The organism is Streptomyces sp. CA-288835, from assembly GCF_050936385.1.
GTDB lineage: Bacteria > Actinomycetota > Actinomycetes > Streptomycetales > Streptomycetaceae > Streptomyces.
Genome location: NZ_JBNJMW010000001.1, coordinates 1341688 through 1354209 on the forward strand (window position 1 = coordinate 1341688; position 12522 = coordinate 1354209).

The 12522-nt window shown below is 67.6% G+C and carries 12 protein-coding genes; 4 read left to right on the plus strand and 8 right to left on the minus strand.

The window, feature by feature from the left end:
• Position 1: 1 nt before the first annotated feature.
• The 3 genes from ACQEVY_RS06205 to ACQEVY_RS06215 form a co-directional block, all read right to left on the minus strand.
• Positions 2-1108 (minus strand): LLM class flavin-dependent oxidoreductase, encoded by a 1107-nt coding sequence (locus ACQEVY_RS06205; RefSeq protein WP_432955091.1) that lies wholly within the window; start codon positions 1106-1108, stop codon positions 2-4.
• Positions 1109-1219: 111 nt separating this feature from the next.
• Positions 1220-1558 (minus strand): GNAT family N-acetyltransferase, encoded by a 339-nt coding sequence (locus tag ACQEVY_RS06210; RefSeq protein ID WP_432945626.1) that lies wholly within the window; start codon positions 1556-1558, stop codon positions 1220-1222.
• A gap of 24 nt (positions 1559-1582) precedes the next feature.
• Positions 1583-2581, minus strand: a complete 999-nt coding sequence (locus ACQEVY_RS06215; RefSeq protein ID WP_432945628.1) for a pirin family protein — start codon at positions 2579-2581, stop codon at positions 1583-1585.
• Between the two features lie 268 nt (positions 2582-2849).
• Between ACQEVY_RS06215 and ACQEVY_RS06220 the strand changes: the two genes are divergently transcribed.
• Positions 2850-3221, plus strand: a complete 372-nt coding sequence (locus ACQEVY_RS06220; RefSeq protein ID WP_432945630.1) for a DoxX family protein — start codon at positions 2850-2852, stop codon at positions 3219-3221.
• A gap of 35 nt (positions 3222-3256) precedes the next feature.
• On the opposite strand, the gene ACQEVY_RS06225 is transcribed toward ACQEVY_RS06220, so the two are convergent.
• Positions 3257-3724, minus strand: a complete 468-nt coding sequence (locus ACQEVY_RS06225) for a MarR family winged helix-turn-helix transcriptional regulator (protein WP_328767028.1) — start codon at positions 3722-3724, stop codon at positions 3257-3259.
• Positions 3725-3985: 261 nt separating this feature from the next.
• On the opposite strand from ACQEVY_RS06225, the gene ACQEVY_RS06230 reads away from it, so the two are divergent.
• Together ACQEVY_RS06230 and ACQEVY_RS06235 are read left to right on the plus strand one after the other, a co-directional pair.
• Positions 3986-4876 (plus strand): LLM class flavin-dependent oxidoreductase, encoded by an 891-nt coding sequence (locus tag ACQEVY_RS06230; RefSeq protein WP_432945633.1) that lies wholly within the window; start codon positions 3986-3988, stop codon positions 4874-4876.
• A gap of 86 nt (positions 4877-4962) precedes the next feature.
• Entirely contained in the window at positions 4963-6006 is a 1044-nt protein-coding gene (locus ACQEVY_RS06235; RefSeq protein ID WP_432945635.1) for a LacI family DNA-binding transcriptional regulator, read from the plus strand.
• 117 nt (positions 6007-6123) lie between these two features.
• Here the strand turns inward: ACQEVY_RS06235 and ACQEVY_RS06240 are convergent, their stop codons facing one another.
• Positions 6124-6492, minus strand: coding sequence for a VOC family protein (locus tag ACQEVY_RS06240; RefSeq protein WP_432945637.1), 369 nt, complete (start codon positions 6490-6492; stop codon positions 6124-6126).
• Between the two features lie 92 nt (positions 6493-6584).
• Here ACQEVY_RS06240 and ACQEVY_RS06245 point away from each other — a divergent pair, with 92 nt between their 5' ends.
• Positions 6585-7550, plus strand: a complete 966-nt coding sequence (locus ACQEVY_RS06245) for a helix-turn-helix transcriptional regulator (protein ID WP_432945639.1) — start codon at positions 6585-6587, stop codon at positions 7548-7550.
• Between the two features lie 11 nt (positions 7551-7561).
• On the opposite strand, the gene ACQEVY_RS06250 is transcribed toward ACQEVY_RS06245, so the two are convergent.
• The 3 genes from ACQEVY_RS06250 to ACQEVY_RS06260 all read right to left on the minus strand — a co-directional run bounded on the left by ACQEVY_RS06250 (position 7562) and on the right by ACQEVY_RS06260 (position 12484).
• Positions 7562-7870, minus strand: a complete 309-nt coding sequence (locus ACQEVY_RS06250; RefSeq protein ID WP_432945641.1) for a GNAT family N-acetyltransferase — start codon at positions 7868-7870, stop codon at positions 7562-7564.
• 95 nt (positions 7871-7965) lie between these two features.
• Positions 7966-11028 (minus strand): family 78 glycoside hydrolase catalytic domain, encoded by a 3063-nt coding sequence (locus ACQEVY_RS06255; RefSeq protein WP_432955093.1) that lies wholly within the window; start codon positions 11026-11028, stop codon positions 7966-7968.
• Between the two features lie 172 nt (positions 11029-11200).
• Positions 11201-12484, minus strand: a complete 1284-nt coding sequence (locus ACQEVY_RS06260; protein ID WP_432945643.1) for an ABC transporter substrate-binding protein — start codon at positions 12482-12484, stop codon at positions 11201-11203.
• Positions 12485-12522 lie beyond the last annotated feature (38 nt).

The following is a 12522-nucleotide window of genomic DNA, read 5'->3' on the forward strand; positions in this document are numbered from 1 at the left end:
CTCAGGCCGCCGGTCCCGCGGTCGGCGCACGCTCCGCGTCACGCGCGGCGAGCAGCGAGGCGTGGGTGGGAGCGTCGGGCACGTCGGCCGGCCGGTACTTGGCGAACTCCTTGCGCAGCACCGGTACGACCTCCTCGCCGAGCATGTCGATCTGCTCCAGCACGGCCTTCTGCGGGACTCCGCCGCCGTCCACGATGAACAGCTGGCGCTGGTAGTCGCCGAAGTGCTCGCGGAAGGTGAGCGTCTTCTCGATGACCTGCTCGGGGGTGCCGACGGTCAGCGGAGTCTGCTCCATGTACTCCTCCATCGAGACCCCTCCGCCCATCACCGGCGAGTGGTCGAAGAACGGGCGGAACTCCCGTATGGCGTCCTGGGAGTTGGGGCGCATGTAGACATGTCCACCAAGGCCGACGATGGCCTGCTCGGGGCTGCCGTGGCCGTAGTACGCGTACCGCTCCCGGTACAGATCGATCAGCTTCTTCGTGTGCTCCTTCGGCCAGAAGATGTTGTTGTGGAAGAAGCCGTCGCCGTAGTACGCGGCCTGCTCGGCGATCTCCGGGGAACGGATGGAGCCGTGCCAGACGAACGGCGGTATGCCGTCGAGCGGCCGGGGCGTGGAGGTGAAGCCCTGCAACGGCGTGCGGAACCGGCCCTCCCAGTCGACGACGTCCTCGCGCCACAGCCGGTGCAGGAGGGCGTAGTTCTCGATGGCGAGGTCGATGCCGTCGCGGATGTCCTTGCCGAACCACGGGTAGACCGGGCCGGTGTTGCCGCGCCCCATCGTCAGGTCCACGCGACCGTCGGCCAGGTGCTGGAGCATCGCGTAGTCCTCGGCGATCTTCACCGGGTCGTTGGTGGTGATCAGCGTGGTGGCCGTGGACAGGATGATCCGCTCCGTGCGCGCGGCGATCCAGCCCAGCATCGTCGTAGGCGAGGACGGCACGAACGGCGGGTTGTGGTGCTCGCCGGTCGCGAAGACGTCCAGCCCCACCTCTTCCGCCTTCTGCGCGATCTCGACCATCGCCTTGATCCGCTCGCGCTCGGTCGGCGTACGGCCCGTGGTGGGGTCGGTGGACACATCACCGACGGTGAAGATGCCGAACTGCATCGCCCTCAGCCTTTCGCTCATGTGGTTGATGGATCAACCGTACGCCCGCAACGCACGCCAGAGCCTCCCTATTCCGCCCCGCCGACAGCGGCTCTCGTCAGCCGAGTTCCGTCAGCCGAGTTCCGCCTCCAGCCAGCGCAGGACGTCGGGCGTCGCCGGGTCGGCGATGTCGGCGAACTCGGCATGCCGCTGGACGAACTTGGCCACGTACGGGCAGACGGGCACGATCCGTTTCCCGGACTCGCGCACGTCCTCGAGTGCCTGCTGGACCAATTGCGCACCCAATCCCTGACCGGCGAAGGCGTCGTCAACCTCCGTATGGAAGAAGACCCGTTGCGCACCACGGTCGCGGTACGCGGCCACACCGGCACGCTTGCCGTCGACCAGGATCTCGTACCGGTGACGGGCATCCACGCGCTCGACGACCGGCGCGGCGGGAGTCTCGCTCATGATCGATGTGCCTTTCGCAGGAGGTCAGCGACGCGGAGGGTTGCGCCGCGGGGTGATGATGGCGTTCGGCAGGGCCGGCGCGGGAAGGCGATCGCCCGCAAAGCCATCGACGGCACCGAAACGCTCGGTGGCCGCCTGCCATTCCTCGCGGGCCCGGACGATGTCCTCGTGACTGCGTCCGATGAAGTTCCACCACATGACGATCTCGTCTTCGAAGGGAGGGCCGCCGAGCAGGATCACGCGGGCCGGAGCATCCGACTCGTTCACCACGGTCAGGACGTCGGCACCGCAGGGAACGTAGCCGAGTTCGGCCGGGCGCAACACGGTGTCGACCAGGCGGACATCCTCGCCGTCCACGAGCAGACCGTGCTCGAAGGCCGTGTCCACGGGGAGCGCGATCTCCGCACGCGGCTCGAGGGTGATCTCGGCTCCGACCAGGGGCGTGAACGTCCGCACGGGCGACGTACTTCCGGCGAGCGAGCCGAGGAAGACCCTGATCTCGGCCCCGTCGATTCGCATGGATTCGGGTACGTAGTGCTCGAAGTCCCGGTCGGCGTTCCGGTGCTCCTCGGGAAGCGCCACCCACAACTGCACCCCGTGAATGATGGTGGTGCGCGGGGTGGAGACCTCCGAGTGACAGATGCCGTATCCACCAGTCATGAGGTTCATCTCGCCGGGCCGGATGAGGGCACGGGTGCCGAGACTGTCGCGGTGCTCGATCTCCCCGCTGAACAGCCAGCTCACCGTCTGCAGCCCGGTGTGCGGATGCGGGCCGACGTCCATGCCGCCCGAGGTGGTGACCTGGTTGGGGCCGTAGTGGTCGGCGAAGCACCAGGCTCCGATGAGCGTACGGGCCCGCTGCGGCAGCGTCCGCCGCACGCGCATGGCCCGCGGCCCGCCCAGGGGGACCTCCCGCGCCGACAGCACCTCGACCCGGGGCGCTCCGGCTCCGGCCGACCAGCCGCCGTCATCGACCAGGGCGCCGCATCTCACCTCAGCAGGTTCGGTTTCCACATTGCTCATTGAGACCATCTTCCAGACACTCTAGTTGTTACATCAACTATAATGCCACGGAAACAGCAAGCATCCGATGCCGGCACCCCGCGAGGCGTAGGCGCCACCGGCATACCCCCCCCGGCGCCAGCACCACTCGATCACCGGACACGGCGAAGAGACTCGGCATTCGATTGACGCATCACCTAAGCCTGCTTAGAGTCCTCAGTTGACGAATCAACCACGAAACCTGCGCCCACTCCACCCCCGGCGTGGCCAGCACGAAGGGAACCACCCCATGTACGTCACCGCCGCCATCCTCAGCGTCCTCCTCGCCCTTGCGACACTGGCCGCGGGTGCGCCCAAGGCGCTCCTCAAGGGCGACGTCTCCGCCGGGCTGCAGTCGCACATGGGGCTGAGCGCGGGCCTCGTCCGCTTCATCGGCTTGGCCGAGGTCGCCGCCGCGGTGGGCCTGATCGTGGGCCTCTTCTGGCAGCCGCTCGGCATCGCGGCCGCCATCGGCTTCGCCCTCACGATGGTCGGCGCCGTCGGCTTCCACGCCAGGGCCGGCGACTACGCCGACCCTGCCACGCGCGGGAACGCCATGGCCCCCTTCGCCCTCATCGCACTCTCAGTGGCCACCGCCGTGACGCTCGGACTCGCGATGTGACCCGCACAGCACCACGTGCCCATCGCGCTCGCGGGTCACGACCCGTCCGCGTCCAGCTTGTTCACAACGCGTTCGGAGACGTCGCCCAGCACCCGCAGTTCCGCCGGGGTGACATGGTCGAGGAACAGCTCGCGCACCGCCTCGACATGAAGCGGGGCAGCGGCCTTGATCGCCGTACGCCCCGCCTCCGTGATCACCACGAACGCGCCACGCCCGTCCTCAAGGCACTCCTCCCGAACGACCAACCCCCGCCCAGCCATCCGCGCGATGTGGTGGGACATCCTGCTCTTCTCCCACTCCAGCGAGCGGGCCAGATCCTGATACCGCTGCCGCCCCTCCGGCACATCCGTCAGATTGACCAGCACCGCGAAGTCCGCAGCCGACAACCCCGACTCCGTCTGCAGCAAGCGCGACAAACGGCCGCCGAGCCGCTCATGCAACCGTACGAAACTCCGCCACGCATGCTGCTCTTCCTGCGTCAGCCACCGCACCGATTCATCCATGACGTAATTGTATTCATAGTTGATAGCTCACCGAACTCCGGAGGCGCGGCCCGACCTGCCCTGCCCTGACTGTCCCGGACCGCGCCTCCGGGCCCGCGCATCGCGCACATTGGGGCCAATCGCCTAGCAGGCAGGTCCGCTCACAGTTCGCCGGGCTACTGATTGACACGTCAAGCATACCGAGCAACGATTGACACATCAACTACCAGTCGCCCTGTCACCCACGCCACGGCCGGGGAACACAGCAGGAGGAGCCCACCCATGTCTGATCTCGTCTTCGGCCTGGACACGTTCGGCGACGTACCGGACGACGACTCCGGCACCCCCGTGTCCGACGCGCAGGCCATCCGGCAGGTCGTCGACGAGGCCGTTCTCGCGGAGGAGACCGGCGTCGACGTCCTGGCCCTCGGTGAGCACCACCGCCCGGAGTTCGCGATCTCGAGCCCGGAGACCGTGCTCGCCGGCATCGCGACCCGTACGAACCGCATCCGCCTGTCCTCCGGCGTCACCGTGCTGAGCTCCGACGATTCGGTCCGCGTCTTCCAGCGCTTCTCGACCGTGGACGCACTCTCGAACGGCCGAGCCGAAGTCATCCTCGGGCGCGGCTCCTTCACCGAGTCGTTCCCCCTCTTCGGATACGACCTCGCCGACTACGACGTGCTGTTCGAGGAGAAGATCGAGCTCTTCGCCAAGCTGCTGGCGGAGAAGCCGGTCACCTGGAGCGGCACCAAGCGAGCCCCTCTCGAAGACGCCGACGTCTTCCCCAAGACCGAGTCCGGACACCTCACCACCTGGGTCGGAGTCGGCGGTTCACCCCAGTCGGTCATCCGCACCGCGCACTACGGCTTCCCGCTCATGATCGCCATCATCGGCGGCAGTCCGGACCGCTTCGCGCCCTACCTCGACCTCTACCAGCGCGCCACGGAGAAGTTCGGTACCACCGCGCACCCGGTCGGAATGCACTCCCCCGGCTTCATCGCCGACACAGACGAGGAGGCCCGCGAACTTCACTCGCCGCTACGGCGTTGGGCGGAGACAGGGTCTGACCGCCGCACGTCCGTGCCCGGCCGCCGCCGGTGCGGTCCCCTCCCCTGGGCCGCCGCCCCCAATACCGCCCTTACGAGCGGGAAGAAGTGCTGCGACATCTCTTGACGTATGCTCTGCAACTGCGTAGACATGACCGCGCGGTCAGACGGTTGACCTCGTTCGATGCAGGCATACGGCCACGGGGAGACGTGATGACACCAGGGGTGGGACGGACCACGGACTCGCCTGCGCCACGCAGCGCGGACGTGGCCCGTGTGGCCGGAGTGTCGCGCAAGACGGTCTCGCGGGTCCTCAACAACGAGCCGTACGTCTCCGACGACGCCCGCCAACGTGTCCTCGCCGCCGCCGACGAACTGGGTTACCGGCTGAACCAGGCGGCCCGCACGCTCGCCTCCGGGCGCACCCGCTCCATCGGAGTGGTCGCTCTGGGTACGGCCGGATACGGCACCGCATCGCTCCTTGTGGGCATCGAGCACGCTGTACGGGACGCGGGTTACGCACTGCGCGTGGTCAACACGCCGGACGGCGACCCGGACGGGATCGCCGGCGCGGTGGAGTCACTCCTCGATCAGGGTGTGGACGGAGTCGTCGTCTCCGAGCCCGTCGTGGAGGGAGAAGTCCCCGTCCACGCCGACGTGCCGGTCCTCTTCCTGGGGGCACCGCCGGCCTTCGACGCCACCCGGACACTGACCGTGGGCGTCGCGGCCCACCAGCTGGCGCGGGTTGCCACCGAACACCTGCTGGACCTGGGACATGTGACGGTCCATCACCTCAGCGGACCGCAGCGGTGGTACGCCTCCAAGGACCGCCTGGAAGGATGGCGGGCCGCACTGGCGGCACGAGGTGCACCCGAGCCCCCAGTCGTCGAAGGTGACTGGTCACCCGCTTCCGGGTACGCGGCGGGCCGCGAGCTGGCCTCGGATCCCTCGGTGACCGCCGTGTTCGCGGCGGGTGACGAGATGGCCATCGGCCTCATCCACGCCCTGCGGGAAGCCGGTCGCAGTGTGCCGGAGGACGTCAGTGTGGTCGGATTCGACGGCAACCCGGTCTTCGCCTACGTCACGCCTCCCCTGACCACCGTGCGCCAGCCTTTCGACGCCGCGGCGCAGGAAGGAATCAGGCGGCTCGTGCACGCCATCGAGAAACCGGACATCGCCCTGTCGCCGGCGAGCGACCCACCGGTCGAACTCATCGTCCGCGACTCGACCGCGCCCCCGCCGCCCAGCCGCGGGTAGAACTCCGTCGGACTGGATCTGGCCGCGATCAGGCCGCGTCCTCATCCACCCGCAGCCCCAGGCGCGTGCGCCGGCAGGCGCGACACCTATCGTGCGCGCCTGCCGCATTGCGGCCTTTCAGCCCTTCGGTGCGACGCGGATACGGTTCCCGTCAGGATCGGCTGCGAGGAAGGTCAGCCCGAACCCCGCATCATGAGGCTCGCGCAGGATCGTGACCCCTTTGGACTTCCACTGCTCAAAGATTGCGTTGAGCTCGTCGGGTCGTCCACCGTCAATGGCCAGGCACACCTCACTGGTGCGCGGGACCTCCGGTGACAGATCCTCGATCTGGCCAGACCACAGACCGAGGTCAGCGCCTGGCCCGAGGTCGAAGGTGATGTATCCCGGAGTCTCGAACGAGGGGCTCATGCCGAGGAGGTCGCCGTAGAAACGAGCTGCGGCGGGAGCGTCGTTCACGTAGACGATGGACACGACGGATGCGGTCATGGTTGTTCCTTCTCACAGGCGGTAGGTACGCATCCACCAGCCTGACCGGGATATGCGCCGCATCATGTCGCAATTCCTGAAAAAATCGGTGTGTGACCCCAGACCGCTTCTTCACCCTGATGCTGCTCCTCACATCGAGGGATGCCGTGACCACACAGGAACTCGCCTCAGCGCTCGGGGTGTCCCTTCGCACCATCACCCGAGATCTGAACTGGCTCCGCGACGCCGGTCTGCCGGTGACCGCACACCGAGGCCGCCTCGGAGGCGTGACCATGCTGCCCGGATCCGGACTCGACCTCACGCGACTCACACCGGACGAGCGTGATCATCTGTCGCTCACCGGGCTGGATGAGAAGCAACGTGCGGAGCTCAACGCATCGGTCGAAAGCCGGCGCGCGCTCTCCAAGATCGCCGCTGCACAGCCACGTCGAGTTCATGAGCTCCTGCCGCTCACCGACGTAGTGCACGTGGACAGCCGTCCCTGGCGTCAGGCACCAGCTTCCGGCACGACTCCGGCTTCGCTGATCGGCGCAGTGCGGCGAGGTCGCCGGCTACGGATCGAGTACGACAGCCCACGCGAGTCATGCCCACGCGACCTGGTCGTGGATCCCTACGGGCTGTTCGCCAAGGCCGGCATCTGGTACCTCGTCGCAGACTGTGCCCAAGTGCCACGGATGTACCGACTCGAACGGATCACGACGTGGAAAGAGGTCGACCAGCCACGACGGATCCGCGAGAACCAAACCCTGGCCACCGTCGCTGCAGCGCTCATTGAGCAGTGGGAACACAACCACGCGATAGAGGTCAGCGCCACCATCGACCAGACCCAGATCGAGCGAGCGCAACGGATCTTTGGCCTACGACTCGTCCGGGACGACCATGATGAATCAACCACCGGCCGCAAGGTGACGATCCGCTTCCTGCATCTGGAGGACGTGCGAGCACTACTGCCGTTCGGGAGCGCCATCACTGTGCACGGCCCCACCGAAGCCAGGGATCACCTCCGCGACCTCGCCACCAATCTTGCCCACCACTATGCGCCGTCACCTACGTCCTGACCCCGCAACACCTAGTCGCTGACGTTGCTGCGGGACTGGTACAGCAGGTCCTGGTACTCGGGATGCCGGGCGATCCAGCCCGCGATGAAGGGGCAGGTGGCCAATACCCGCAGCCCCGAGGCGCGTGCGTCGTCAAGAGCAGTGCGGGCCAGCGCGGACCCGACACCCTTGCCCTCGTATTCCGGTGCGACCTCGGTGTGCACAAAGGCGACGAGCTCCGCCGTACGGATGTACTCCGCGAAGCCCGCGACCTTGAGCTCTCCGTCAACCCGTGCCTCGTAGCGCCTCGCCTCGGGCAGATCGGTCACTTCGACCGCCATACGTCCTCCTCCTGGACCCGATCCCGCTCGCCTCGGCGGGAGACTCGGTCGGCCAGGACGTAAGACTATCCCTGCATTGTTGACGCATCTACCGCTCAGTGCAGCCGGGCGGTGAGCTCGTACCGGCCGGAAGGAATCCGGTACGAGGCCACCCCGTCCGCGTGACCGAGGAAGCGGACCCCCTCCACTCGTGCCAGTGGGGTGCGTCCCTCGCGGACGGTGTTGGCAGAGGTGGCCGGGAGCCGCAGGGTTGCCTCGCTGTTCGCGGGCACGACAGCCTCGTACGCGAGGACGCTGCCTTCGTCCTCGACCTTCCACTCGCTGCGGATCTCTCCGTACGGCGACTCGTACGAACCCGAGACCCACGTGATCTTGCCGGTGGGATCGGGGTGGGGTTGCAGGATGAAGTGCTTGAAGCCGGGGCTGTCGGGGTCGCGGGCGATGCCGGCCATGTACGCGTACATCCACTCCATGATCGCGCCGTACGCGTAGTGGTTGAAGGAGTTCATGCTGACCGGGCCGAAGCCGGCGTCCTCGGAGTAGGAGTTCCAGCGCTCCCAGACGGTGGTGGCGCCGTTCCGTACCGAGTACAGCCAGGAGGGCAGCGCGTCCTGGTGCAGCAGTTTGTACGCCAGGTCGGCGCGGCCTTCGTCGGTGAGGACGGGGGCGAGGACGTTGACGCCGAGGAAGCCGACGGAGAGCGTGTTCTCGGCGTACTTGACCCGGGTGCTGTTCGGGTGGGCAGCCTTGTAGGCCTCGTCGTTGCCGATGTTGTCCGCCAACAGGCCGACGAGCGCCCGACGTTGAGCATCCGTCTCGTAGAAGCCCAGTTTGAGGACCCACAGCAGCGCCGACTGGCTGTTGTCCTCCGTCTTCTCGTTGGGGTCGGCGCCCGGTTCGATCGGTGACGCGTCACCCAGGCTGGACTTCACCGTGACCCGATCGCCCTCGGTGCTCAGGTACTTGGTGATGAACGCCTGCTTGATGCGTCCGAAGAGCCGCTCGTACGCGTCTGCCTCCGCCGTCTTGCCGATCGCGCGGGCCATCTGTGCCATCAGCCGGGCGACATAGCCGTAGTAGACGTCGCTCATGAGCTGGGCGCTGGTCTTCTGCGGGGCCAGCCAGTCGCCGGTGAGGGAGCCCTGTCCGAAGTAGGTGTCGCCGGTCTGCTGCCGGATCCAGTCCACGTACCTGGTCATCGCGGGCCAGTTGTCCTTGACCACGGTCGCGTCACCGGTCATCTGCCATACGGTCCACGGCACGATGACTCCGGCGTCCGCCCAACCGCTGCCGCCGCCCGGGAAGTTGTACCGGCCGCCGGGAGCCACCCCGGTGAACTGCGCCTTGTCCGCGCCGTAGATGACGGCGGAGTCGACGACCGTGTCCTGGAAGTGGCTGAGGAAGACCCCGGCGTCCGCGTTGTAGAGGCCGGTCGTGGCGAAGACCTGGGTGTCGCCGGTCCAGCCGAGGCGTTCGTCGCGTTGCGGGCAGTCGGTGGGCACCCAGAGGTAGTTGCCGCGCTGGCCCCAACGGATGTTCTCCGCCAGCTTGTTGATGTCGGGGTCGTCGGTGGTGACGGTTCCGGTCTCGCGGATCGCGGACGTGGCGACCTTGCCGGTCAGTCCGGTGATCGTGACGGTCTCCGTCGCGGTCACAGACACGTAGCGGAAGCCGTAGAAGGTCAGGGAGTCCTGGTGGGTCTCGCCGTTCCGGTCGCCCTTGAGGACGTACGTGCTGGTGGCCTTGGCGCTGCGGAGGTTGGCCCGGTAGACGGAGCCCTCGGGGCCGTCCGCGCCGGCGCTGTCGTCGTTGAGCATCTCGCCGAACTTGAACTCGACCTGGGCTCCGGCCCGTCCGCGCAGGCTGTAGCGGGCGACGCCGACCAAGTTTTGGCCGAGGTCGAAGATCGCGGTATCGCCCTTGCCGATCGTGACCGGGGCGGAGGCCGCCTTCTCCGGGTCGGTCACCGTCCGGGCGGGGTCGACGATGACGCGTCCCCTACCGTTGGGGCTGCCTTCCTGCCCGGTCACTCCGGTGGCGACGGTGATCGACCGCGGTCGGCGGTCCCACTGCGGCATGAAGCGTGCGGTCTCGCCCGGGTAGGCGAGGAGTTGGGCGTCCGGGTACTTGTCATCGAAGGCGACGCGTTCCACGTCCGACCAGCCGGAGTCGTCGAATCCGTACGCCGTCCAGCCCGGCAGTTCCCTGCGGGCGTCGTAGGTCTGACCGTCGTAGATGTCGTCGGCGCGGTAAGGGCCTGTGTCCGTGGCCTTCCAGCCGCCGTCCGGCCTGGTGACGACCGTCTGCGAGGTCCCGTCGGCGTACCGGATCAGCAGCTTGGCCTTGACCGCGAGGGCGTTGCGGTCCTGGGAGTAGTACGTACTGCCGTCGGAGACGCGGCCGTTGTACCAGCCGTTGCCCAGGACGACCGCGAGGGTGACGTCCGGCTCCCGCGTCACGAGGTCGGTGACGTCGTACGTCATGTAGTTGACGCGTGCGTCGTAGTTCGTCCAGCCCGGCGGCAGCAGTTCGATCGTGGTGCCGCCGTACTGCGGAACGGTGACGTGACATCCGTTGACGTGGGCCTCGTACACGCCGAGGGCCGAGACGTACAGCCGTGCCTCACGGACGTCGGACCGCTTCTTCAAGGCCGCTTGCTTCCGCAGCATCGGTGCACCGGGCGCGTTGGGTCGCTTCCCCTTCATTCCGATCCACTGGGCGCCGTCCCAACCGCCTACGCCGTCGGTGCTCATGAGGCCCGTCTCGAAGTACGACGGGGATGCGATCCCAACCGGGCGGCCTTCGTCGTCCCAGACGGTGACCGTCCAGTAGTAGCGAGTCGAGGCGGTGAGCCGCTTGCCCCCGTAACGGACGGCCACGGAATCGGAGGAGCGCACGCGTCCGCTGTCCCAGACGTCCGCGCGGGCGGTGGACAGTTTGTCCCGAGTGCTCGCCACGAGAATCCGGTACGCCCCTTGGCTGCGGCCGCGGGCCGCCGCCCGCATGCGCCAGCCGAAGCGCGGCCGGGCGGCGTCCACGCCCATGGGATCCGTACGGTGTTCCACGGTCAGCCCGTACACCGCGGCATCCCCCAAGCGGAAGGAGGATGCCGCGTGCGCGATGGTTCCGCCGCCCACGGCACCGGCCACTACCGGCACCGCGCCGGCCGTCGCCGCGAGCACGGTCCGACGGCGGACTCCGCTGCCGTTGCTGCCGGGACCGTCACCGTGCTCGGCATCCCCGGCATCACTGCCCGCGCCCTCTGCGTCGTGTTGTGCATTGCTCACACCTTGATCCCTTCTGTTTTCACGCGTGCGTTCCGGGCGGTTGTCAAGAGCCGGACTTGTAGTCGGCGTCCATGTCGTCGAGGAGTTCCTTGGGCGTGGACTGTCCGCTGAAGATCTCCTGGAGGCCGCTGAGCATGGTCTGCTGGACCTTGGCGTTGGGCCAGAGCTGGTCCATGAACGGCACGGTCCGTTCCGCCTCGACGAACTCGGACAGTTCGGCCAGCGACGGGTCGGCCGCGAAGCCCGTGTCGGGCAGGGAGGGCAGGCCGCCCTGCTTCTTGACGAACAGGTTCATGCCCTCGGGCGACATCACGAAGTTCACGAATTTCAGGGCGAGTTCCTCGTTCTTCGCCTTGGCGTTGACGCCGTAACCGGCGCCCGCCGCGGCGGGAATGATGGTCTCGGCCGGGTCGTCGGTGGCCGGCAGCGCCCGGAGCGCGAACGTGCCCTTCGGGTTCTTGCCCTTCAGGAGGGCGATCACCCAGTTGCCCTGGATGATGCCGAGCGTCTTGCCGGTGGCGGCGAGTTGCTGGCTGGCTTCGTAGTTGGTGCCCAGCGGGTTCTTCTGGAAGCAGCCCGTCTTCTCCATCGTCTGGTACTTGTCCAGGGCCGTGGTCCAGGGCGACTTGGCGAAGGTGGCCTGGCCGGCCTGCATCTTCTGGTCGAAGTCGGGGTCGTCGCCGTAGACGGTGGTGGCGACCAGTGCGTACAGGACGAGCTGGGTGACCCAGTTGTCCTGGTTGCCCAGCGCGAAGGCGGGGGTGCCCTTGGCCTTCGCGTCCCGGCAGAAGTCCAGCAGCTTCGTCCAGGTGTCGGGCGGAGTGAGTCCCGCCTTCTCCATCGCTTCCTGGTTGTAGACCGCGCCGATGCCGTTCTGCCCGAATATCCCGGTGTAGGTCTTCCGCTCGTACTGGGCGACGGTCTTCATGACGTCGGGCAGCTTGGCAGCCCACGGCTGGTCCGAAAGGTCGCGGAGATAGCCGGGTTTGGCGAGGACGTACGTGGCGCCGGGGTTGCCGTTGCCCGGCCAGACCGACATCACGTCGGGTGCGGTGCCCGAGGACAGCTGGGTGCGGATCTGCTGCTGGTACTGGTCGGCGCCGCTGGTGGTGTAGCGGACCTTGACGCCCGGGTTGGCCTTCTCGAAGGCCTTGACGACGTCCTCGATCGAGCCCTGGTCGACCGAGGCCAGCGTGAGCGTTTTCGAGCCACCGCCGCCCGAGTCGTCGGAGCCTGCCTTGGTGCCGCCGCTGCAGGCGGACAGCGCGGCCAGCAGGGAACCGGCCGTCAACGCGGCGATGAGCGCTGGAAGTTGACGTGTCTTCATGATGTCCCCCTCGGGGAAGAGCCACCGGGCATCGGTGA